Raw genomic sequence first — 23,116 nt, forward strand, 5'->3', positions numbered from 1 at the left:
AGGTTCAGGACGCCGGGCAGGCAGAGCCGCTATCGGCCCAGGCTTGCATCAGCGCGCCGAATTCTGCCGGCGTGCCGGGAGCGGGCTCGCGACCCTTGCCGGGTTTCCACGCCCAGAGCACGAGACTGTCGGTGGTGACGTGCTTGATCAGCGCGGCGGTGTCACGGCTGCCGTTGCGGTTCTGGTCCTTCAACTGCTCGCAGATCTGGGCGAGGCTCTTGCCTTCCCAGGCCATGGAGGCGGGGGCCAGCGCCCAATGCCCGTCGCCGGGGATCCGGGCGGGATCGTAGTTCTCCTTGCCGTGGCAGGTCGAACATTGCAGGCCGGGCGCGCCGTGCCCGTCCTTGCCGCGTACGACGAGTGGCTCATGCAGCTTTCGGATATCGCCCTGGCGGGGCCGCTCCGTCGCCGGATGGCAGTTCATGCAGCGCGGACTCTGGAGGACCTTGCCCATCTCGTTGAAGAGCGCGACCGAGCGGTCGCGCTGGTTGGCGATCGAGGCGAAGCTCGCAGCCGGGCGCAAGCTCGCGCCGCCGGGCTGAGGGCTGTTCTGCGCCAGCGTCAGCGCGCTGCCGGTGACGCAGACCGCTAGTGCCGCCGCGGCGGCGAGGAGGAGATTGCGGCCCATCAGACGCTGCCTCCCTGCATCGGCAGCTGGCGCGGCCGGCCGTGGCCGAGCGCAGCGAGCGCATTGGCGACAGCCGGGCCGATCGGCGGGACGCCGGGCTCGCCGATACCGCTCGGCTTCTCGGTCGAGGCGATGATCCTGACCTCGACCTCCGGCATCTCGTTGATGCGCAGCGAGCGGTATTCGTGGAAGTTGGTCTGGACCGGCCGGCCGCCATCGAGGGTGATCTGGCCGTAGAGGGCATGGCCGAGGCCGAAGCCGATGCCGCCTTCGACCTGGGCACGGATGATGTCAGGATTGACGGCGACGCCGCAATCCACCGCGCACCAGACCTTATGGACCTTCGGCTCTCCCTCCGGCCCCATTGAGACCTCGGCGATCTGGGCCACGAAAGAACCGAAGCTCTCGACGACGGCGACGCCGCGGGCGCGTCCGTCCACCGGCGCGCCTCCCTTCCAGCCCGCCAGATCGGCGACGGCCTTGAGCACGCCGGCGGCGCGCGGATGCCTGTCGCCCATCATGGCGAGCCGGCCCTGCACCGGGTCCTGCCCGGCGGCTTGCAGCAATTCGTCGACGAAGCATTCGACGGCATAGCCGGTATGGGTATGGCCGACGGAGCGCCACCACAAAGTCGGCACGCCGACCTTGGGATTATGCACCTCGCAACGGAAATCCGGCACCTCGTAGAAGATCTCGTTGGCGCCCTCGACGGAGGTCGCGTCGATGCCGTTCTTGACGACCATCGCCTCGAAGGGCGTGCCGAGGAAGAAGGACTGGCCGACGAGCGTGCTAGACCATGCCGCGATCTTGCCGTCCTTCACCGCGCCCCGGAAGCGATGGACGAAGAGCGGGCGGTAATAGCCGCCGGTCAGGTCGTCCTCACGCGTCCAGACCACCTTGACCGGGCGATTCGGGCCGATCGTCTTGGCGACGGTGGCGAGTTCGGCCGCGAGATGCTGGCTGACCTGCGCGCGCCGGCCGAAGCTGCCGCCGGCGAGCATGGTCTCGAGCGTCACCTTCTCCGGCGGCAGGCCGAGGACGGCGGCGATGGTCTGGTGCTCAGTCGTCTGGAACTGGCTGCCGAAACGGGCATGCGCCTTTTCGCCATCCCATTCGAGATAGCCGTCGAGCGGCTCCATCGGCGCATGTGCCAGATAGGGGAAGACGAACTCCGCCTCGATGACCTTATCGGCCTTGCCCAGCGCGGCCTCGGCGTCGCCATGGCTGCCGGCGACCGTGCCGGGCTGGCGGACGAGCTTGCGGTATTCGGCGATCAGCTCGGTGCTGCCGCGTTTTTCGGCGGCGCTGTCGTCCCAAGTGACTTTCAGCGCCTCGCGGCCCTTCAGCGCCGGCCACATGCCATTGGCATAGACCGCGACGCCGTAGCCGATCGATTTCACATCGACGACGCCCTTGACCTTGAGCGCCTCGGCCGCATCGAAGCTCGCGACCTTGCCGCCGAAGCGCGGTGAGCGGGCGACGACGACCGTCAGCATGTTCGGCGCGTGGATATCGATGGTGAACTGCGCCTTGCCGCGCGACTTGTCGGCGCTGTCGAGGCGCTTCACGGCGCCTTCCTTGCCGATCAGCTTGTAGGCCGAGGCCGGCTTCAGCGGCGGGTTTTCGGGCACGGGCAGTTTCGAGGCCGCTTCCGCGAACTCCCCGAACGAGCCCTTGCGGCCGGAAGTGTGGCTGATGACACCGTCGGAGACGGTGATCTCGCCGGCGGGAACCTTCCAGGCATCGGCAGCGGCCTGCACCAGCATCATGCGGGCGGCGGCGCCGGCCTTGCGCATCTGCTCCCAGCTATTGGCGATGGCGGTCGAGCCGCCGGTGCCCTGCACCCCGAAGGCGAGGTTGGCATAGAGCTTGACGTCGGCCGGGGCGTGCTCGGCGCGCATCTGGCYCCAGKCKGCGTCCATCTCCTCGGCKRCGAGCGTSGCRAGSCCGGTRAAKGGMCCCTGGCCGAACTCGATATGCTTGATCAGCACSGTCACGGTCSAGTCGGGCGCGACGCGGATGAAGGCGTTCGGCGCGAAGGTGGCGTTGCCGCCCGGCCGATAGGCCGCGCCGGCGCCGGACTGGGCCTTCGCGGCGCGCGGCAGGTGGAAGCCGATGACGAKGGCGCCGGCACCGGCGAGCAGTGAGCGGCGGGAGAGCTTGGGATCATGCGCGGTCATGGCTCAGATCTCCAGCGCGCGGGCCGCGTCATGGATCGCGGCGCGGATGCGGACGTAAGTTGCGCAACGACAGAGATTGCCGTTCATCGCGAGGTCGATGTCGCGATCGGTCGGCTTCTTGTTTTCCTTGAGCAGAGCGATCGCGCTCATCACCTGGCCGGACTGGCAATAGCCGCATTGCGGCACGTCGCGGTTGGTCCAGGCGGCCTGGACGGCGTCCGCCTCCTTGCCGGCGAGGCCTTCGATGGTGGTGATCTCGCTCGTGCCGACCGCCGAGACCGGCGTGACGCAGGAGCGCAGMGGCTKSCCGTCSATGAAGACSGTGCAGGCGCCGCATTGCGCGACRCCRCAGCCGAACTTGGTGCCGGTCAGGCCGAKATTGTCGCGGATCGCCCAMAGYARGGGCGTRTCGTCGTCGACRTCGACGGTATGCGTCGTCCCGTTGACCTTGAGAGAGACCATGGTTGCCTCCGATGCTGGCATGACGCAGCGCGGCACCATGGTGCGGATCGAGGGCTCGCCCTCGATAGCCCGATCTGACATATCAGATGCGGGCGATGTATCCGTAGCCCTGGGTCGCGCGACTGGACTAATTAGACGTTTTGAGTCTAACTAGGATGGTCGCGCGCAGTTTGGATTTTGTCAAGACTGCTGAAGCTGCAAATGTCGGACAGAAGCGAAAGTTCCAGCGCTCTCCCTCTCGAGGATGCGAAGGCCCGCGTCGACCAGATCGCCGATGCGGCGCTGCGGCTGTTCGCCCGCTATGGCTACAAGCGCAGCTCGATGGACGATATCGCCAGGGAAGCCGGGCTCGCCAAGGCGACGCTCTATCTGCATTTCAAAGGCAAGGACGACGTCTTCCGGGCGATGCTGGACCTGCTCGGGCGCCGCGTCGAGGCACGTTGCCGTGAGGTCGTGGCGACGAAGGGGCCGTTTCCCGAAAGGCTGGCGGCTCTGCTCGACACCTATTGTGGGCAGATCTACGCCAGCTTCGGGACCGGCGAGCACCTAGTCGAGCTCAAGGCGGTGATGATGTCCATTGCGGGCCCGCAATTGCAGGCGCTCGAACGCATCTTCCGCCGCTTCGCGGAAGWGCTCTTGTTACAGGCGCAAGCAGCGGGCGAGATCGCCCCGGATCGCAACGGCATCGCGGTCGAAGACTGGGTCGCCGGCCTGATTTTCGCGACGGCCGGCGCAAAGACCGGCGAGGCGCCGAGCTGCGAGACCTATGCGGCGCGGCTTGTCGGCATCGGCCGGATCTTCGCGGCCGCGGTGAGCGCTTAGTGCTGGACGCCGGCTGCGCGGGCCGCGGTTGCGCGCTGGGGATCGTCGAGCCGAACCCGGATCGATCCACCGCATCGGAATCAATCGGTTAACCATTCATTGACAGAGTGATTCGCCACGAGGCGCGGTCAGGCCGCGCAGAACTTGTCGATGGAATGCCCGCCATGGTCTCCCGCGCCGAACCTTCCCTCAGCGGTCGCTGGTGGTGGTCGATCGACCGCCTGATCCTTGCCGCACTCATCGCGCTGATGGTGTCGGGCGTCRTGCTGCTGATGGCCGGCGGGCCGCCGGTCGCCGAGCGGCTGGGCCTGTCGACTTTCCATTTCGTCAATCGGCAGGCGGCCTATCTCGCCGGCGCGATCGTGATCTTCCTCAGCGTCTCCTTCATGACGCCCCGGCAGGTGCGCCGCGCGGCGCTGATCCTCTATGTCGGCTCGCTCGCCATGGTGGTGGCGACGCTCTATTTCGGCGTCGAGGTCAAGGGCGCGAAGCGCTGGCTGACGCTCGGCCTCCTGGGCTCCGTGCAGCCCTCCGAATTCCTGAAGCCGGCCTTCGTCGTGATCGCCGCCTGGGCCTTCGCCGAGGGAACGCGCCGGCCGGACCTGCCGGGCACGATCCTCGCCATGCTCATCCTGCCGATCTCGATCGCGCCATTGGTGCTGCARCCGGATTTCGGCCAGACSRTGCTGRTCAGCCTSGTCTGGGSCGGGCTGTTCTTCGTYGCCGGCCTGCACTGGTTCTGGGTGATCGGGTTAGGGGGTATCGGCGCCACTGGCATCTTCATCGCCTATGAGCTCGTTCCCCACGTTCGCGCCCGCATCGAGCGCTTCATGGACAAGGGCTCGGGCGACTCGTTCCAGGTCGACACCGCGCTCGAAAGCTTCGCGCAGGGCGGCTGGCTCGGGAAGGGGCCGGGTGAGGGCACGGTGAAGCGCATCCTGCCCGACGCGCATACGGACTTCATCTTCGCCGTCACCGCCGAGGAATTCGGCGTGATCGTCTGCATGATCCTGGTGCTGCTGTTCGCGATCATCGTGATCCGCTCGCTGTTCGTGGCGCAGAAATCGGAGGATCCGTTCACGCGGCTCGCCGTGACCGGGCTCGCGCTGCTCTTCGGCATCCAGGCGGYGATCAACATGATGGTCAACCTGCACATGATGCCGGCCAAGGGCATGACGCTGCCCTTCATTTCCTATGGCGGCTCGTCGCTGCTCTCGCTCGCCGTCGGCACCGGCTTCCTGCTCGCGCTGACGCGGCGCCGGCCGCGCTCGGCCGAGCTCGGTTCCTACAGGGGCTGAGATGGCGACCGGCAAGCTCATCGTGCTGGCCGCCGGGGGAACGGGCGGCCATCTCTTCCCGGCCGAGGCGCTGAGCCATGCGCTCCACGCCAAGGGCATGCGCGTCGTGCTGATGACGGATACGCGCGCGGCTGAATATGCCGGCAGCTTCCCGGCCGAAGCCGTCCATGCGGTGCCGGCGGCGACGCCTTCGGGCCGCTCGCCGCTCAAGATGGCCGCTGCGCTGGTGAAGCTCGCCAGGGGCACGCTCGCGGCGCGCGGGATCATCCGCAAGCTCAAGCCGGATGTGGTGGTCGGCTTCGGCGGCTATCCGACCGTGCCGCCGGTGCTCGGCGCTTCGCTTGCGGGCGTGCGCACCGTGATCCACGAGCAGAACGCCGTGATGGGCCGCGCCAACCGCTTCCTGGCAGGGCGGGCCACCGCCATCGCGACCGGCTTCGCCGAGGTGGGCGGCATCGCAGAGGCGCTCAAGGCGAAATGCCGCCATGTCGGCAACCCGGTGCGGCCGGCGGTGCTGGAGGTGGCGGATCGCGACTATGACTGGCCGGGCGAGGGCAAGATCCGGCTCTTGGTCTTCGGCGGCAGCCAGGGCGCGCGGGTGATGGCCGATATTGTGCCGCCCGCGATCCAGCTTCTGACCGATGCCGAGCGGGCGCGCCTCACGATCGTCCAGCAGGCGCGTGCAGAAGACGACGAGCGCGTGCGCGGCATCTACGAGAAGCTCGGGATTCGCGCGACGGTCATGCCCTTCATCAAGGATATGCCGGCCCAGATGGCGGCGGCGCAACTCGTGATCGCCCGCGGCGGGGCCTCGACCGTGGCGGAACTCACGGTGATCGGCCGGCCGGGTATCCTCGTGCCACTGCCGGGCTCGCTCGACCAGGACCAGGCGGCGAACGCGGCTTTCCTCGAGAAGGTGGGTGGAGCGCTGCGGATCCTGCAGCCGGAATTCACCCCGCGGCGGCTCGCCAGCGAGCTTTCGCAGCTCATCGCCCAGCCGGCGCACTTGACGACCATGGCGGCAAACGCGAAGAGCGCGGGCATTCCCGATGCTGCCGACCGCCTCGCCGATCTTGTGATCGCGACGGCCAACTTACAGAACTGACAGGACACGCAGGACCATGAAGCTGCCGCCGAAGCTCGGCTCCATCCATTTCATCGGCATCGGTGGCATCGGCATGTCCGGCATCGCCGAGGTGCTGCATAATCTCGGCTACAAGGTGCAGGGTTCCGACGCCTCCGACGGCGCCAATGTCAAGCGCCTGGCCGAGAAGGGCATCACCACCTTCGTCGGCCACAAGGCCGAGAATTTGGGCGAGGCCGAGGTCGTCGTGGTTTCGACCGCGATCAAGCGCGACAATCCGGAGCTTCTGGCCGCGCGCGAGAATCGCCTGCCGGTGGTGCGCCGGGCCGAGATGCTGGCCGAGCTGATGCGGCTCAAGAGCTGCGTCGCCATCGCCGGAACCCATGGCAAGACGACCACCACCTCGCTGGTCGCGACGCTGCTCGAGAAGGGCGGGCTCGACCCGACCGTGATCAATGGCGGCATCATCAACGCCTATGGCACCAATGCCCGGATGGGCGAGAGCGACTGGATGGTGGTCGAGGCCGACGAGTCCGATGGCACCTTCCTGAAGCTGCCGGCCGACGTCGCTATCGTCACSAATATCGACCCCGAGCATCTCGACCATTTCGGCACCTTCGACGCGATCAAGGCCGCTTTCCGCTCCTTCGTCGAGAACCTGCCCTTCTACGGCTTTGCCGTGATGTGCATCGACCATCCGACGGTGCAGGGCCTCGTCGGCCAGATCACCGACCGCCGTGTCGTCACCTATGGCGAGAACCCCCAGGCCGATTTCCGCCTGATCGATATCGATCTCTCGGGCGGGCAGGCGAAGTTCACGCTGCTGATCCGCGACCGCAAGACCGGTCGGGACGAGGTCATCCGCGACCTCGTGATGCCGATGCCCGGCCATCACAACGCGCTGAACGCCACCGCCGCGATCGCGGTCGCCTATGATCTGGGCATCCCGGTCCAGCGCATCCGCGAGGCGCTGGCCGGCTTCGGCGGCGTCAAGCGCCGCTTCACCAAGACCGGCGAGTGGAACGGCGCGCTGATCTTCGACGATTACGGCCACCATCCGGTCGAGATCGCGGCCGTGCTCAAGGCCGCCCGCGCCTCGACCAAGAACAAGGTGATCGCGATCGTGCAGCCGCATCGCTATACGCGCCTGTCGAGCCTGTTCGACGATTTCGCCGCCTGTTTCAACGATGCAGACACGGTGATCGTGGCCGACACCTATGCGGCGGGCGAAGCGCCGATCGCAGGCGCCGACCGCGATTCGCTGGTCGCCGGCATCAAGGCGCGCGGCCACCGCCACGCGTTGCCGCTGGAGTCCTCGGACAAGCTCGCCGGGATGGTGGCGGAGCTGGCGGGGCCGGGCGACTACGTCGTCTGCCTCGGCGCCGGCAACATCACGCAATGGGCCTATGCGCTGCCGGGAGAGCTGGCGGCACTTAAGGGGTGAGCCTTTTCGGCAGAGCCCCGACAGGTTAAAGCGACGCCATGCCCTTTGCAGACCTCTCCTCCGACATCCGTGCCGCGGCTCCCGATCTGCGGGGCCGGCTCCTGCCGAATCAGGATCTCTCCGCCCTGACCTGGTTTCGGGTCGGGGGGGCGGCGCAGCTCCTGTTCACGCCGGCCGACGAAGAGGATCTCGCCTATCTGCTCTCGAAGCTGCCGGCGGAGATTCCGGTCACGGTGGTCGGGCTCGGCTCCAACCTGATCGTGCGCGACGGCGGGATTCCCGGTCTCGTCATCCGGCTTGGCGGCAAGGGTTTCACCGAAATCGCTGTCGAACCGGGCGATCGGCTCCGGGCCGGGACGGCGGTGCCGGACGTCAAGGTGGCCCGCGCGGCGGCTGATGCTTCGCTCGACGGCCTCGCCTTCTTTCGCGGCATCCCCGGCTCGATCGGCGGGGCGCTGCGCATGAATGCCGGTGCCCATGGCGGCGAGACCACCGATGTGCTGGTCGAGGCGCGCGGCGTCACCCGCAAGGGCGAGCTCGTGAAGCTCAGCCATGCGCAGATGGGCTTCACCTATCGCAACAGCGCGGAGGCGACCCGCGAGATCATCTTTACCTCCGCTCTGTTCCAGGGGCGGCCGGGCGAGCAGGCTGCGATCCAGGCCGAGATGGACCGGGTGACACAGGCGCGCGAGGCGGCGCAGCCGATCAAGGAGCGCACCGGGGGCTCAACCTTCAAGAACCCGGAAGGCGGCAAGGCCTGGCAACTCATCGACGCCGCCGGCTGCCGCGGCCTGCGCATCGGCGGGGCGCAGGTGTCGGAGATGCACTGCAATTTCCTGATCAACACCGGCGGCGCGACGGCGGCCGATGTCGAAGGGCTCGGCGAGGAGGTACGCCGCCGGGTGAAGGAGAATTCCGGCTTCGAGCTGCAGTGGGAGATCAAGCGGATCGGGGTTGCGGCCTAGCTGCCGCGGCCCGGCGCGAGAGCAGCATGCCCGTGATCGTCGAGCCCAGGATGACCGCGATGCCGAGGAGCTGGACACCACCCAGCCACTGCCCGAGCAGGACGGCGCCGAGAATGGTCGCGACCGTCGGGCTGAGCAGGCCGAGGAAGGCGACGCTGGCGCCGAGCGTGGTGATGCCCCTGACCCAGAGCCAATAGGCGAGGGCAGTGCCGACGAGCACAAGATAGCCGAGGCCGATTCCGTTCAGGATCGTCGGTGCTGGCGGCAGCCCTTCGACCAACAGCGCCACCGGCAGCAGGATCAGCCCGCCCAGGGTGAGTTGCCAGGCTGCCAGCGCCAGGGGCGAGCCCATCTTGCCCCAGCGCTCGATCAGGACCGTTCCCGTCGCCATGGAAGCGGCGCTGGCGAGGCCGGCGACGATGCCGACGGCATCCAGCTTCGCTTGCGGATCGAGCACCAGCAAGGCGACACCGATGAGGCCGGCGAGCGCTGCGAGGATCTGCCCGCGGCCCGGGCGCCGGCCGAGCAGGGGCCAGGCCAGCAGGCCGACGATCAGCGGCTGCGTCGACCCGACCGTCGCGGCGAGCCCTCCGGGGAGGCGCGCGGCGCTGACGAAAAGCAGTGCGAAGAAGATGCCGATATTCGCGAGACCCAGAGCGGACAGCGGCAACAGCTTGTCGCGTGGCGGCAGGCCGGGGCCGAGGGCCATCAGCAGCAGGCCGGCCGGTAGCGCGCGCAACGCGCCGACAAGCAGTGGGTGATCGACCGGAAGCGTCTGGGTGAAGACGATATAGGTCGAACCCCAGAGGCAAGGCACGAGAATGGTGGTCAGCAGGGTTCTGTTCAGGTTGAGCGACATGGCGACCTCCGGTGCCGCAGAGCTTGGCTTCCGCATGCGCCGACGCTATCTTTGTTCGACGTCATATATTTCGATGTCAAAATATATGACGTGAAAATATTTGCAAGGAGCGAAGATGGAGCGGGATCGACCCGGGCCTCAGGGTGGTGCGATGGATTCGATCCTCGCACAGTGGCGGCGCGAGCGGCCTGACCTCGACACGAGCGTCATGGCTGTTTGCGGCGACCTGTGGCGTGCTGCGGACCGGGTGCGCGATGGGGTTGCTGCCAATCTCGCGGCCGATGATCTCGATCTTGCTGGTTTCGACGTGCTGCTGACCCTGCGCCGGCAGGGGAAGGGGCAGGCCCTGTCGCCGTCCGAGCTCGCCCAGGACATGATGATCTCGACCTCTGCGATGACGAACCGTCTCGACCGGTTGCAGAAGCGGGGGCTGATCGACCGGCTCGCGGACCCGGAGGATCGGCGGGCGCTGCGCGTGGTGCTGACCGAGGCCGGCTTCGCGCTGGCGGAGCGAATCGTCGTCAGCCATGTCGCGACCGAGGAACGATTGGTCAGCGCGCTTTCAGAGGAGGAGCGGGCGGAGCTGAGGCGGCTGCTCGCGAAGATCGGCTAGCGGCTACTGATTCTCTGAAGAAGCACTGCGGTCGTCCCGGGGCTTCGCTTCGCTCCAGCCGGATGACCCGCGTTTCATTGAAAACACATGTGCTCGATCCCGCCGCGAATGGGTTCCGCAGGGTCTTGCTCCAAAACGCCGATGCCGCCCCTTAACGCCGCGTTCGTCTTGGTTAACGAGCTGTTAACCAAGTTTAACGAGGTTGGACCCAACGCAGCGGCGCGGGGCTCCGATGATCGAACATGTTGCAGTGCTGATGGGGGGATGGTCCGTCGAGCGGGAGGTCAGCCTCAACAGCGGTGCGGCCTGCGCCCGCGCCCTGGAAGGGCAGGGCTATCGCGTCACCCGCGTCGACGTGGAGCGCGACATCGCCGAGGTGCTGGCGAAGCTGAAGCCGGATGTCGCCTTCAATGCCCTGCATGGTCGCTTCGGCGAGGACGGCACGATCCAGGGCGTGCTCGAGATCCTGCGCATTCCCTATACCCATTCCGGCGTGCTGGCCTCGGCGCTGGCGATCCGCAAGGACCGGGCGAAGACGGTGGTGAAGGCGGCTGGCGTCCCGGTCGCGCATGGCGTCAACGTCTCGCGATTCGCGGCCGCGAAGAGCCATGTCCTGCCGCCGCCCTATGTGCTGAAGCCGGTCGACGAGGGCTCCTCCGTCGGCGTCGTGATCGTCAAGAAGGGGCGAGAGCACCCGCCGCAGGAGATCGCCCGGCCGGACTGGCCTTGCGGCGATATGCTGCTGGCGGAGACCTTCATCGCCGGGCGCGAGCTGACCTGCGCCGTGATGGGCGGCCGGTCGCTGGGTGTGACCGAAATACAAGCCGCAACTGGTGAATTCTACGACTATGACGCGAAGTACGCAAAAGGTGGCTCGATCCACATCTGYCCGGCTCAAATTTTACCRAAAATTTACCAGCAGATCGAAGAGTGTGCGTTAACGGCGCATCAAGCAATCGGRTGCCGGGGCGTCAGCCGWTCTGATTTCCGCTACGACGACGAGAGCRACACGCTCGTCTGGCTGGAAGTCAATACGCAGCCCGGGATGACCGAGACCAGCCTGGTGCCCGAACTGGCTGCCCATGCGGGCCTGAATTTCGGTGAGCTCGTCAAATGGATGGTGCAGGACGCCTCCCTCGATCGGTGAAAGCGATGACGGCGAAAACCTCCTCGCGCCAGCCGGTCGCGGCTACCGGCCCGCAACTGCTGATCGGCAGTGAGCGACAGGGACGCTGGATGCGGCGCCCGCGCCGCTCGGCCACGCCCCTGGCCGAGCGCATCCCGCGCGGCATCGGCTCCTGGCTCGCGCTCGGCTACCTCGCGCTCAGCCTCGGCAGCGGTTTCGTCATCGGCGGCCAGTATCAGGCGATGCAGGACGCCAATGGCGCGCCGCAGCACATGATCGCGCGCATGCTCGGCTTCGGCATCGACCGCGTCACGATCTCGGGCCTCTGGGGGCTGTCGGAGCAGGAGGTGCTCGTTGCCGCCGGCATCGATTCGAAGACCTCGCTGATGTTCTTCGACGCCGACGAGGCGCGCCGGCAGCTCGAGGCCAACCCGCTGATCCGCGAGGCGCAGGTGCGCAAGCTCTATCCGGGCGAGATCTCGATCTCGCTGACCGAGCGCGAGCCCTATGCGCTCTGGCAGGTCAAGGGCGAGCTTTTCGTGATCGCGGCTGATGGCACGGTGATCGACAAGATGGATGATGGCCGCTTCGCCTTCCTGCCGCTGGTCGTGGGCAAGAATGCCAATATCCGCGCGAGCGAATATCTGGCGCTGCGCAAGGAGGCCGGTCCGCTGGCGGAGCATATCCGCGCCGGCATGCTGGTGTCCGACCGTCGCTGGGACCTCAAGCTCGATAACGGCATGGATGTGCGCTTGCCCGAGGCGAAGCCGGAGGCCGCGATCGGGCGGCTCGCTTCGCTGGAGAGCAACGACCGCATCCTCGACAAGGATGTCCTCGCCATCGACCTGCGCCAGCCGGACCGCGTGGTGATGCGCCTCTCCGAGGAGGCGGCTGCCGCCCGGGCCGAGATGCTGAAGAACCGCGCCAAGACCAAGAAGAAGGGAGGGGAGGCGTGAACCACTTCACCTCCCAGGGCCTGACCCCGCGCATGCGCCCGCTCTCGGCGCGCAAGAGCGCGACGCTGTCGATCCTCGATATCGGCACGAGCAAGGTCGTCTGCCTGATCGCCGAGCTGAACCCGGCCGAGGCCAATGAGCGGCTGCGCGGGCGCACCCATGTCGCGCGCATCATCGGCATCGGCCATCAGCGCTCGCTCGGCCTCAAGGGCGGGGCGATCATCGATCTCGAAAGCGCCGAGCGCGCCATCCGCGCCGCCGTCGACGCGGCCGAGCGCATGGCCAAGGTCGAGGTGCAGTCGGTCATCGTCAATCTGACCGGCGGGCGCATCGGCTCGCAGCACTATGCGGCCGGCGTCGATCTGCGCTCCGGCTCGGTCGGAGATGCCGACGTCAAGCGCGTCCTCGCCACCGCCGCGACCCATGCGATCCGCCCCGGCAAGGCCGTGCTCCATGCGCTGCCGACCGGCTATGCGCTCGACGGCGTGCCGGGCGTGCTCGATCCGCGCGGGCTGATCGGCGGCAAGCTCTCCGTCGACATGCATGTCGTCGCCAGCGAGGCGGCGGCGGCGCGCAACGTCATGCTGGCGGTCGAGCGCTGCCATCTCGAGGTCGAGGCGGTGGTGGCGACACCCTATGCCTCCGGCCTCTCGGTCCTGGTCGACGACGAGGCGGAAATGGGCGTGGTCGTCGTCGATCTCGGCGGCGGCTCGACCAGCCTCGGCGTCTTCGCCGGCGGTCATCTGATGCATGCCGACGCCATCGCGGTCGGCGGCAACCACATCACCATGGACGTGGCGCGCGGGCTCTCGACCCGTGTCTCTGCGGCCGAGCGGCTGAAGACGCTGCACGGCTCCTGCATCGCCAGCGCCTCCGACGAGCGCGACATGATCGCGGTGCCGCAGGTCGACGACGACGAGCGCGACATGCCGAACCATCTCGCCAAGTCGCATCTCGTGCGCATCATCAAGCCGCGGGTCGAGGAGATTCTCGAACTGGTCCGCGACCGGCTGAACAATGCCGGCTTCTCGGCCCAGGCCGGGCGCCGCGTCGTGCTGACCGGCGGAGCCTGCCAGCTCACCGGCCTGCCCGAGGTGGCGCGGCGCATTCTCGGGGGCCAAGTTCGCACCGGTCGCCCGCTCGGCATCAAGGGATTGCCCGAAGCCGGCAAGGGGCCGGCCTTTGCGGCGGCGGTCGGCCTGCTGGTCTATCCGCAGGTCGCGCATGTCGAGCATTTCGAACCACGCGCCGCCGGCGGGCGCTATTTCGCGACCGGGACGGACGGCTATTTCTCGCGCGTCGGGCGGTGGCTGAAGGACAGTTTCTGAACTTGGCGCGGAAAAGCGGAAACGGGTTTTCCCGGATCACTACTGCAAGACCGGCCAAGTTCCAGAATTGAGTGAGTACCGCCCGCGTCAGCGGGCACGGCGTCAAACGTAGCAATCGACGGCTCCCGCCAGGCGCCGGTCAAAGGGATCAAAAGAGGCAATCATGGCGATGAATCTGCAAGCCCCGGACATCCGGGAACTCAAGCCCCGGATCACGGTCTTCGGTGTCGGCGGTGCGGGCGGCAATGCGGTCAACAACATGATCGAGGCCGGTCTCGACGGCGTCGACTTCGTCTGCGCCAACACGGATGCGCAGGCGCTGGCGCTCTCGCGCTCCTCGCGCATCATCCAGATGGGCCTCCAGGTCACCGAGGGCCTCGGCGCCGGCTCGCAGCCGGAAGTCGGGCGGGCCGCGGCCGAGGAAGTCATCGACGAGATTCGCGATCACCTGGCGGGCGCACATATGGTCTTCATCACCGCCGGCATGGGCGGCGGCACCGGCACGGGCGCTGCCCCGGCCATCGCCCGCGTCGCCCGCGACATGGGGATCCTGACCGTCGGCGTCGTCACCAAGCCCTTTCAGTTCGAGGGCCAGCGCCGCATGCGCATGGCGGAAGCCGGCATCTCCGAGCTCAACGAGGCGGTCGATACGCTGATCGTCATCCCGAACCAGAACCTGTTCCGCGTCGCCAACGAGACGACCGGCTTCGCCGATGCCTTCGGCATGGCCGACCAGGTGCTCTATTCGGGCGTCGCCTGCATCACCGACCTGATGGTCCGTCCCGGCCTCATCAACCTCGACTTCGCCGACGTGCGCGCAGTGATGCGCGGCATGGGCAAGGCGATGATGGGCACCGGCGAGGCGCAGGGCGAGAAACGCGCGCTGACCGCAGCCCAGGCCGCGATCAACAACCCGCTGCTCGACGACATCTCGATGAAGGGCGCGCGCGGCCTGCTGATCTCGATCACCGGCGGGCGCGACATGAAGCTGTACGAGGTCGACGAGGCTGCCACCCGCATCCGCGAGGAGGTCGATTCCGAGGCCAACATCATCGTCGGCGCCACCTTCGACGAATCGCTCGAGGGCACGGTGCGCGTCTCGGTCGTCGCGACCGGCATCGACAAGCCGCTCTCGCATGTCGGCGAGTCCGACGAGACCGAAGCCCGCATTGCCCAGGTGGCCGAGCGCCTGAAGCAGGAGGCCCGCCTGCGCAGCAATGCCGCGACGCAGGCGCCCCGTCCCACCCAGCAGCCCGCGCCGGTGATCGAGACGGCTCGTGCCGCTCCGCTCGCCGAGCCGGTTCCCGCCGCGCAGGTCACGCAGGACATCCGCATCGAGCCGATGCAGCCGCGTGCGATGATGGTCGCTGCTCCGGCGCCCGAGCCGCACGCCCCCGCCGAGCCGAGCCTGCACTTCGACGAGAGCTTCATTCCGCCGGCGCCGGAGCGCGCGGTGCGCCCGACCCGCATGCCGCGGATCGAGGATCTGCCGGCTCCGGGCCAGGCCCAGCTCCACGCCCAGCGCGGCGCGCAGCCCGTGCCGCAGGCGCCGAGCGCCGTCGAGCAGAAGCGCATGTCGCTGATGCAGCGCCTTGCCTCGGTCGGTTTCGGCCGCAAGGACGAGGAGGAGCAGCACGCCGCGCCGGCGCCTGTTCCGGCGCGCCAGGCCCCGGCCATGCCGCAGGCGGCCGCGCCGAGCGCTGCCCATGCCGAGTATATGCGTCGCCCGGCGCCGCCGGCCTCGCGCCCGGCCCAGGGCCAGCTCGATCCGCATGGCCGTGCCGCGCCGACTCGCAACAGCGAAGAAGACCAGCTGGAGATTCCGGCTTTCCTGCGCCGCCAGGCGAACTGATCTCCCGGCCCGTCGCGGCCTTGTAACCAATCCCGTCGCGCAGGCTGCGCGGCGGGATTTTCGCTGTTAAAAAATCGTTATCTTTCAGCCTGTTATTGTTCCGCCCTCAAAGCTTTCCGGCTGTAACACAGCGAAAGAAAGCGTGATTTTGAGAGGCCGCCTCTAAGGCTTATGTTGCGGCCGCACCAAGAGATTGGCCTACCGGTAGCCGGCTCGATGCCGACTTCGGGAATGTCGCCGCCGGCGATCGCTGCATGGGCAGCGGACATCGGTCGTAGCGATCAGGATTGGATACCGGAATGAACTTCGATCGGCAGACGACTTTGCGGGCTGCGGTGACCCTGAGCGGGATCGGCGTGCATTCCGGCGCTCCCGCGAGCATCTGCCTCAAGCCCTCCAGCGCGAATTCCGGCGTCGTCTTCCTGCGGACGGGCATCGAGGGCATGCCGCCCCAGCTCATCCACGCCAAGCACACCAAGGTCAGCGCCACCGAGCTCTGCACCGTGATCGGCGACCGCGGCCCGGCCTCGGTCTCGACGATCGAGCATCTGATGTCGGCCTGCGCGGGCCTCGGCGTCGACAACGTGCTGGTCGAGATCGACGGGCCGGAGATGCCGATCATGGATGGCAGCGCCAGGGAGTTCGTCGCCGCGATCGAGGCCACCGGCCTCGTGACCCTCGCTGCGCCGCGCCGCTACCTCAAGGTTCTCCAGCCGGTTCGGATCGAGCAGGGCCGTGCCTTCGCCGAGCTGATGCCGGCCGAGCAGGGCTTCCGCCTCGATGTCGAGATCGATTTCGATACCGCCGTGATCGGCCGCCAGCGCAAGATCTTCGATCTCGACGCCAAGGCCTATGCCAGCGAGATCTCCAAGGCGCGCACCTTCGGCTTCATGCGTGATGTCGAGCAGCTCTGGAAGGCCGGCTTCGCGCTCGGCGCCTCGCTCGACAATACGGTCGCGATCGGCGACGACAAGGTCATCAACCCCGAGGGGCTGCGCTATGGCGACGAGTTCGTGCGCCACAAGGTGCTCGACGCCATCGGCGATCTGGCGCTGGCGGGCTATCCGATCATCGGCGAGTTCCGCTCCTATTGCGGCGGTCACCGCATGAATGTCCGCATCCTCGAGGCGCTTTTCGCCGACCGCGCGAATTTCGCGATCGTCGAATCCCAGCCGGTCTTCGCGCCGGCCCGCGCCGTGCAGATGTCGGCGGTTGCTCCGGCCGCCTACGCGCCCGATCTCCACTGAAATCACGCGAGCCGGAGCGCTTCGCCGAAAAGCGGAAGCGTTTTTCTGTCGAAGAAATGCCTTGGTCGCGTCGATCAGCGTCGTTTCGCCTTTCCTTCGCCCGTTTTTTGTCCGAGATGCCGCAGTGCTGCGGAATCGAGCCTTAACCGGCTTTCGGCAGTGGCGCGCGGGAGGCGTCTGAGGTAAGGCATGCTTCCCGCAGGCGGGGACGATCGAAAGAGGAAGACGACGTGAGCGTGACGCGGCAAAGCCTACCGGCAATCCATCGCGGCGTATCTCCGCGCAAGGGCATGGCCCTGGCGCTCGGCGCTGCCATGCTGCTCGGCGGCTGCGATACGCTGTCCTCGCTCAACCCCTTCGACAGGCCCGAGGTCTACAAGCCCGACCTGACTCCGACGACGCCGGCCGACAAGCTCTACAATGAGGGTCTGGCGCGCCTGCAGAACGGCGACAGCGAAGGCGCGTCCAAGAAGTTCGAGGACATCGACAAGTCGGCGCCGTTCTCGCCCTACGCCCGCAAGGGCCTGCTGATGACGGCCTACACCAATTTCCAGGCCTCGAAGTGGGAAGAGACGATCACCGCTTCCAAGCGCTTCATCGCCCAGAACCCGGCGAGCCCCGATGCGGCCTATGCCCAGTACCTGATGGCGATGTCCTATTATAACCAGATCCCGGACACGACCCGCGATCAGGAGCGGACGCGGCAGGCGATCCAGGCTTTCGAGGAGCTCGTCGCCCGCTATCCCAAGTCGGAATACGTGCTCGACGCCAAGGAGAAGCTCCTGGTGGCGCGCGACCAGCTCGCCGGCAAGGAGATGAATGTCGGCCGCTATTATCTCGAAAAGCGCAATTACACCGCTGCGGTGAACCGCTTCCGCGAGGTCATCATCAAGTACCAGACCACCCGCCATGTCGAAGAGGCGCTGGAGCGCCTGACCGAGGCCTATATGGCGCTGGGCATCACCAACGAAGCGCAGACCGCCGCCGCCGTGCTCGGGCATAACTTCCCCGACAGCCCATGGTACAAGGACGCCTACAAGCTGCTGCAGAGCGGTGGCCTGGAACCGCGCGAGGACCGTGGCTCCTATATCAGCCGCGCCTTCGACGGCTTCCAGAAGGCTGTAGGCGGCATCGTCGGGCTGGGTTCCCTCTGACGGAGCTCGCATGAGCCAGAGGCGACCCTGCCGGCTCCGAAACGCGCGCTGAACGCCCATGCTGGCGCAGCTCTCCATCCGTGACATCGTCCTGATCGACAGGCTCGATCTAAGCTTCCATGACGGGCTGAGCGTGCTCACCGGCGAAACCGGCGCGGGCAAGTCGATCCTGCTCGACGGTTTCGCGCTGGCGCTCGGCGGGCGCGGCGACGGATCGCTCGTGCGCCATGGCGAGGCGCAAGGGCAGGTCAGCGCCGTCTTCGACCTGCCGCTCGCGCATGAGGCGCGCAAGCTCGCGCAGGCGCAGGAGATCGATACCGACGGCGATCTGATCCTGCGGCGCGTGCAATATGCCGATGGGCGCACCCGCGCTTTCATCAATGACCAGCCGGTTTCGGTTCAGATCCTGCGCATGGTCGGCGCGGCGATCGTCGAGATCCACGGCCAGCACGACGACCGGGCGCTGACCGACCCGGCGCAGCACCGGGCGCTGCTCGACGGTTTCGGCGGGCTGGAGGAGCAGGCGCAGGCTGTCGCCCAGGCCAGCGAAACGCTGAAGCGGGCACGGCAGGCCTTGCAGGCCCAGCGCCTGCGCGTCGAGGCCGCGCGCAAGGAGGCCGATTTCCTGCGCCATGCGGTCGAGGAGCTCGGCAAGCTCGCGCCGAAGCCCGGCGAGGAGGACGAACTCGCCGCCACGCGCCAGACGATGATGCAGGCCGAGAAGGTCGCGCGCGATCTCAACGAAGCCTATGAGGCGGTCGGCGGCCAGGGCTCGCCCGTGCCGATGCTCGCGGCGGTGCTGCGCCGGCTCGAACGCCGGGCCGGGCAGGCGCCGGAGCTGGTCGATCCCTCGCTCGCCGCGCTCAATACCGCCATCGTCGCGCTGGAAGAGGCCGGCGAGGCGCTCGGGGCTGCGATGCGCGCGGCGGARTACGATCCGCGCGAGCAGGAGCGSRTCGAGGAACGGCTCTTCGCGCTGCGGGCGGCCGGGCGCAAATACGATGTGCCGGTCGATGGCTTGTCCGTGCTCGCGGCGACCATGGCGAGCGACCTCGCGGCGCTGGACGAGAGCGAAACCTCGCTCGGCCGGCTCGAGGCGGAGGTGAGGCAGGCGGAGGACGGTTTCACCAAGCAGGCCAAGGCGCTGTCGGAGGCCCGGAAGACGGCTGCCGCGCGGCTCGATTCGGCGGTGAAGGCGGAGTTGCCGCCGCTCAAGCTGGAACGCGCCCGCTTCATCACCCGCATCGAGAGTGACGAGAGCGCCCGCGGACCGGAGGGTTTCGACCGCGTCGAGTTCTGGGTCGAGACCAATCCGGGCACGCGGCCGGGGCCGATGATGAAGGTGGCCTCCGGCGGCGAGCTGTCGCGCTTCATGCTGGCGCTGAAGGTGGTGCTGGCGGAACGCGGCTCGGCGCCGACGCTCGTCTTCGACGAGATCGACACCGGTGTCGGCGGGGCGGTGGCGGATGCCATCGGCGAGCGGCTGGCACGGCTCGCCGACCGGGTCCAGGTGATCTCGGTGACCCATGCGCCGCAGGTCGCGGCCAAGGCCGGGCAGCATTTCCTGATCGCGAAATCGGCGGAGGAAGGCGAGGCTTCGCGCACCGTCACCCGCGTCACCGCGCTCGTCGACCAGACCCGGCGCGAGGAAATCGCCCGGATGCTCGCCGGCGCCTCGATCACCGAGGAGGCGCGGGCTGCGGCAGGGCGCCTGCTCGAGGCGGCGGGCCTGCGCGGCTGATCAGCCGGCCGGTACGAGCTTGAAGCCGGCTCCTTGCCGCCTGACCTGCCGGAAGCCGGTGACATGCCCGCCCGAGACGGTCCAGCCTGTCGCCGCAGCACGCTCCAGAATCGTGCGGCGCGAGCGGGCGGCCTGCGCCGCGTCGAGATCGTAGACGATTCCGAGATCGGGATCGGCGGCCTGCTCCTCGGCCAGATGCAGGGCGTCGCCCCAGAGCAGCAGGGCGCGCGCTTCATCGCCGATGAGGTAGCCACTATGCCCGAAGCTGTGGCCAGGCAGCGCGATCAGTTCGATGCCGGGAAGGACCTCGCCGGGCGCTGCCGGCCGGATGCGGCCGGCATAGAGGCGCTGCAAGGTCGCGGTGATGTCGAAGGCGCCGCGCTTGTTGTCCGGCGTGCCGGCCCGCTTCGCCTCGTCGCCGTAATAGCCGAGATCGGCCTGCGGAACGATGATTTCGGCTCGTGGCAGCCAGGGCTGTTCGCCATCGAACAGACCAAGCGCGTGGTCGCCATGGAGATGAGTGATCAGGACGCGATCGACCTCCTCCGGCTGGATGCCGGCGGCRACCAGCGCGGTGCGCGCATGGCCGAGCGCCGGACCCCAGGCGGAGCCGGTGCCGGCGTCGACGAGGGTGATGCCGTCCTTGCCGCGCAGCACGAAGCAGTTCACGTCGATGCTGATTTTGGGCTTGCCAAAGCGGGCGATGGCCTCGTCGCGGGCGGCCTCGCCGGCCTGATGGATCATGACGTCCGACGGCGCTTCGAAAATGCCGTCGAGCAAGGTGATGACGTCGTATCCGCCGAAACGGTGGGCTTGCGCACTCATCGCAGTGTCTCCTGTCCGATGCTGGCCTAGCCGCCGGCACCGGGGGGCGGCAATGTTGCCCGGCAGGGAGCAGCCCTGCACCGGGCGCGCGAATCCTCCATTTCCTTTTGGCGCGTCTTGCTTTATGAGCCGTTTTCGATTGACGGCTTGCAGGTGCTGTCCGCGCCGCTTTCCCGTCACCCCCAGTTTCGCGACCTCTCGCGTTTCGAGCCTCAGATTTAGGCCTTCCACATGTCCTTCTCCCTCACGAGCCCGCCGCTCGCGCGTGCGCTCGCCGAACGCAATTACTCCGAACCGACGCCGGTGCAGAACGCCGTGCTGGAGGAGGCCGCGCGCGGCCGCGACCTGCTGGTTTCCTCGCAGACCGGCTCAGGCAAGACCATCGCCTACGGGCTTGCCATCGGCGAGACCCTGCTGGGCGACGGCGAAAAGCTCGGCCGGGCCGCAGCGCCCCTCGCACTGATCATCGCGCCGACCCGCGAACTGGCCCTCCAGGTGCAGCGGGAACTGGCCTGGCTCTACGAACATGCGGGAGCGCGGGTGATCTCCTGCGTCGGCGGCATGGACCCGCGCCGCGAGGCGATGCTGCTCGACGAGGGCGCACATATCGTCGTCGGCACGCCCGGCCGCCTGCGCGACCATATCGAGCGTCGCCGTCTCGACGTCTCGGCGCTCAAGGCCGTGGTGCTCGACGAGGCCGACGAGATGCTCGATCTCGGCTTCCGCGACGATCTCGAATTCATCCTGAAGACGACCCCCGAGGGGCGCCGCAGCCTGCTGTTCTCGGCGACCTTCCCGAAGGCCATCGTCCAGCTCGCGCAGAGCTACCAGCACGATGCGCTGCGCATCGAGGTGGAAGCGGCGCGGCGCGGCCATGCCGACATCGCCTACAAGGCCGTGCGCGTTTATCCCAAGGAGGCGGAGCTCGCGGTCGTCAACCTGCTGCGGTTCCACGACGCGCCGGTGGCGCTGGTCTTCTGCAACACGCGCAATGCCGTGCGCCATCTCGAAGCCATTCTGCTTGAGCGCGGCTTCGCCGCCGTCGCCCTGTCGGGAGAGCTCGGCCAGAACGAGCGCAATGCCGCCCTGCAGGCGCTGCGCGACGGGCGGGCACGGGTCTGCGTCGCGACCGACGTCGCCGCGCGCGGCATCGACCTGCCGGGGCTCGACCTCGTCATCCATGCCGAACTGCCCAACGACGCCGAGGTGATGCAGCATCGTTCGGGCCGGACCGGGCGCGCCGGCAAGAAGGGCACCAGCGTCGTGCTGGTGCCGCAGTCACGCCGGCGCAAGGCCGAGCGGCTGCTGATGGAAGGCAAGGTCGAGGCCGAGTGGATCGGCCCGCCGACGCCGGAGGAGATTCGCGCGCTCGATCAGGAGCGGCTGCTCAAGGATCCGATGCTCTCGGGCGACGAGGGCGAGGATGATGCCGGCATGGTCGAGGCGCTGATGGCCGGCCGCGAGGCGCGCGAGATCGCGGCGGCGCTGGTCAGGCTCTATCGTTCGCGCCTGCCGGCGGCCGAGGAGGCGGGCGATCCCGGCTTCGGCCGCGACGAGCGCCGGCCGGCGCGCAGCCATGACGATTACGCGACGCCGCGCGAGCGCTTCGCCGCCGGACGCGAGGACAGCCCCCGCGCCGACGGGCCGCGCAAGGGCGGCCCGCGTGGCGACACGGTCTGGTTCCGTCTCAATGTCGGGCGCAGGGACGGCGCCGATCCGCGCCAGTTGCTGCCGATGCTGTGCCGGCGCGGCAAGATCACGCGCGACGAGGTCGGCGCGATCCGCATTTTCGACCGCGAGACCAAGGTCGAGATCGACGCCGATGTGGCGGAGCGCTTCTACGAGCTCGCCAAGGCGGTGGATCGTGACAAGGTCATGATCGAGCCTGTGACGGGCGAGGACGAGCGCCGTCCTGCGAAGCCCTTCGCCGAGAAGGCGAGCCATGCTCCGGCCCCCTATCAGCGCAAGGCGCGAGACGAAGGCGTGGCCGGGGAGCCTCGCGAGGCGCGTGGCTATGAGAAGAAGCCGTTCGCCAAAAAGCCTTATGAGGGCAAGGGCAAACCCTTCGCGGATAGGCCGTTCGCCGGCAAGCCCGCAGCGGGCAAGTCCTTCGGCGGATCGAAATCCTACGATCCCGTCCGCAGCGACCGCGATCCGTCGGCGGAGCCGCGCRCACCCTGGTCGGAGACCGGCAAGCCGCATGGCGGAAAACCCTATGCCGGCAAGAAGCCCGCTTTCTCTGGGAAGCCCGGCGGAGTCAGGAACGATGGGCCCGGTGCGCGCGGGCCGGCCGGCAAGCCGTTCAAGAGCAAGAAGCCCCGGCGCGACGATCGCGGCTGATCGCCATCATCGCCCGCAACGGGGCTGGCTCGTTCAGCCCCGGCGGCACCTCTCCGCTCAGCGCAGGCCGAGGAAGGAGAGGATGGCGAGGACGACGACGATCAGGCCGACGAGGTAGATGATATTGTTCACGAAAGCCCCCTGACTGAAGTGGGCCGTGAGGCCCGATCTACGGAAATGAACCGTATTCAG

General features: G+C 67.9%; 19 protein-coding genes. 14 read left to right on the top strand and 5 right to left on the bottom strand.

Annotated elements, in window-relative coordinates; all coding sequences use genetic code 11:
• Positions 1–4 precede the first annotated feature (4 nt).
• Genes AB4Y99_RS01545 through AB4Y99_RS01555 form a run of 3 tightly spaced genes read right to left on the bottom strand, consistent with a single transcriptional unit; the run spans position 5 to position 3,270 of the window.
• Entirely contained in the window at positions 5–628 is a 624-nt protein-coding gene (locus AB4Y99_RS01545; RefSeq protein WP_441522139.1) for an Isoquinoline 1-oxidoreductase subunit, read from the bottom strand.
• A complete protein-coding gene (locus AB4Y99_RS01550; RefSeq protein WP_441522140.1) occupies positions 628–2,808 on the bottom strand; it encodes a xanthine dehydrogenase family protein molybdopterin-binding subunit in 2,181 nt (726 codons plus the stop codon). The genes AB4Y99_RS01545 and AB4Y99_RS01550 overlap by 1 nt, the downstream gene beginning before the upstream one ends.
• A 3-nt stretch (positions 2,809–2,811) precedes the next feature.
• Entirely contained in the window at positions 2,812–3,270 is a 459-nt protein-coding gene (locus AB4Y99_RS01555) for a (2Fe-2S)-binding protein (RefSeq protein ID WP_441522155.1), read from the bottom strand.
• A 201-nt stretch (positions 3,271–3,471) separates the two neighbouring features.
• On the opposite strand from AB4Y99_RS01555, the gene AB4Y99_RS01560 reads away from it, so the two are divergent.
• The 5 genes from AB4Y99_RS01560 to murB all read left to right on the top strand — a co-directional run bounded on the left by AB4Y99_RS01560 (position 3,472) and on the right by murB (position 8,883).
• Positions 3,472–4,092: a TetR/AcrR family transcriptional regulator gene (locus AB4Y99_RS01560; RefSeq protein WP_441522141.1), complete on the top strand. Its 621-nt coding sequence runs from the start codon at positions 3,472–3,474 to the stop codon at positions 4,090–4,092.
• Positions 4,093–4,256: 164 nt separating this feature from the next.
• Positions 4,257–5,390, top strand: a complete 1,134-nt coding sequence (locus tag AB4Y99_RS01565; RefSeq protein WP_441522142.1) for an FtsW/RodA/SpoVE family cell cycle protein — start codon at positions 4,257–4,259, stop codon at positions 5,388–5,390.
• A gap of 1 nt (position 5,391) precedes the next feature.
• On the top strand, positions 5,392–6,495 hold the full coding sequence (murG, locus tag AB4Y99_RS01570) for an undecaprenyldiphospho-muramoylpentapeptide beta-N-acetylglucosaminyltransferase (protein WP_038358874.1): 1,104 nt from the start codon (positions 5,392–5,394) through the stop codon (positions 6,493–6,495).
• A gap of 16 nt (positions 6,496–6,511) precedes the next feature.
• Complete coding sequence (gene murC / locus AB4Y99_RS01575; protein ID WP_038358871.1) at positions 6,512–7,918, top strand: UDP-N-acetylmuramate--L-alanine ligase; 1,407 nt, start codon at positions 6,512–6,514, stop codon at positions 7,916–7,918.
• 38 nt (positions 7,919–7,956) lie between these two features.
• A complete protein-coding gene (murB, locus tag AB4Y99_RS01580) occupies positions 7,957–8,883 on the top strand; it encodes a UDP-N-acetylmuramate dehydrogenase (protein ID WP_133563097.1) in 927 nt (308 codons plus the stop codon).
• On the opposite strand, the gene AB4Y99_RS01585 is transcribed toward murB, so the two are convergent.
• Complete coding sequence (locus AB4Y99_RS01585; protein ID WP_112763969.1) at positions 8,858–9,742, bottom strand: EamA family transporter; 885 nt, start codon at positions 9,740–9,742, stop codon at positions 8,858–8,860. The two genes, murB and AB4Y99_RS01585, sit on opposite strands and share 26 nt — an antisense overlap.
• A 151-nt stretch (positions 9,743–9,893) precedes the next feature.
• On the opposite strand from AB4Y99_RS01585, the gene AB4Y99_RS01590 reads away from it, so the two are divergent.
• From AB4Y99_RS01590 to recN, 8 genes are all read left to right on the top strand, one after another.
• Complete coding sequence (locus tag AB4Y99_RS01590; RefSeq protein WP_133563101.1) at positions 9,894–10,355, top strand: MarR family winged helix-turn-helix transcriptional regulator; 462 nt, start codon at positions 9,894–9,896, stop codon at positions 10,353–10,355.
• Between the two features lie 232 nt (positions 10,356–10,587).
• Complete coding sequence (locus AB4Y99_RS01595) at positions 10,588–11,502, top strand: D-alanine--D-alanine ligase (RefSeq protein WP_441522143.1); 915 nt, start codon at positions 10,588–10,590, stop codon at positions 11,500–11,502.
• Between the two features lie 5 nt (positions 11,503–11,507).
• A complete protein-coding gene (locus AB4Y99_RS01600) occupies positions 11,508–12,437 on the top strand; it encodes a cell division protein FtsQ/DivIB (protein WP_248311085.1) in 930 nt (309 codons plus the stop codon).
• Between the two features lie 32 nt (positions 12,438–12,469).
• A complete protein-coding gene (ftsA, locus tag AB4Y99_RS01605) occupies positions 12,470–13,765 on the top strand; it encodes a cell division protein FtsA (RefSeq protein WP_038360020.1) in 1,296 nt (431 codons plus the stop codon).
• A gap of 163 nt (positions 13,766–13,928) precedes the next feature.
• Positions 13,929–15,617 (top strand): cell division protein FtsZ, encoded by a 1,689-nt coding sequence (gene ftsZ / locus AB4Y99_RS01610; RefSeq protein WP_191123953.1) that lies wholly within the window; start codon positions 13,929–13,931, stop codon positions 15,615–15,617.
• A gap of 299 nt (positions 15,618–15,916) precedes the next feature.
• Positions 15,917–16,864, top strand: coding sequence for a UDP-3-O-acyl-N-acetylglucosamine deacetylase (gene lpxC / locus AB4Y99_RS01615; protein ID WP_038358860.1), 948 nt, complete (start codon positions 15,917–15,919; stop codon positions 16,862–16,864).
• Between the two features lie 290 nt (positions 16,865–17,154).
• Positions 17,155–18,018 carry an outer membrane protein assembly factor BamD gene (locus tag AB4Y99_RS01620; RefSeq protein ID WP_051987492.1) on the top strand — a complete coding sequence of 288 codons (864 nt, stop codon included), beginning with the start codon at positions 17,155–17,157 and terminating at the stop codon, positions 18,016–18,018.
• Positions 18,019–18,076: 58 nt separating this feature from the next.
• Positions 18,077–19,759: a DNA repair protein RecN gene (gene recN / locus AB4Y99_RS01625; protein ID WP_441522144.1), complete on the top strand. Its 1,683-nt coding sequence runs from the start codon at positions 18,077–18,079 to the stop codon at positions 19,757–19,759.
• On the opposite strand, the gene aidB is transcribed toward recN, so the two are convergent.
• Complete coding sequence (gene aidB, locus AB4Y99_RS01630; protein WP_441522145.1) at positions 19,760–20,584, bottom strand: AidB family quorum-quenching N-acyl homoserine lactonase; 825 nt, start codon at positions 20,582–20,584, stop codon at positions 19,760–19,762.
• Between the two features lie 231 nt (positions 20,585–20,815).
• Between aidB and AB4Y99_RS01635 the strand changes: the two genes are divergently transcribed.
• Positions 20,816–22,924 carry a DEAD/DEAH box helicase gene (locus AB4Y99_RS01635; RefSeq protein WP_441522146.1) on the top strand — a complete coding sequence of 703 codons (2,109 nt, stop codon included), beginning with the start codon at positions 20,816–20,818 and terminating at the stop codon, positions 22,922–22,924.
• Positions 22,925–23,116: the final 192 nt, after the last annotated feature.

Source organism: Allobosea sp. TAB14, assembly GCF_052113865.1.
Lineage (GTDB): Bacteria > Pseudomonadota > Alphaproteobacteria > Rhizobiales > Beijerinckiaceae > Allobosea > Allobosea spartocytisi.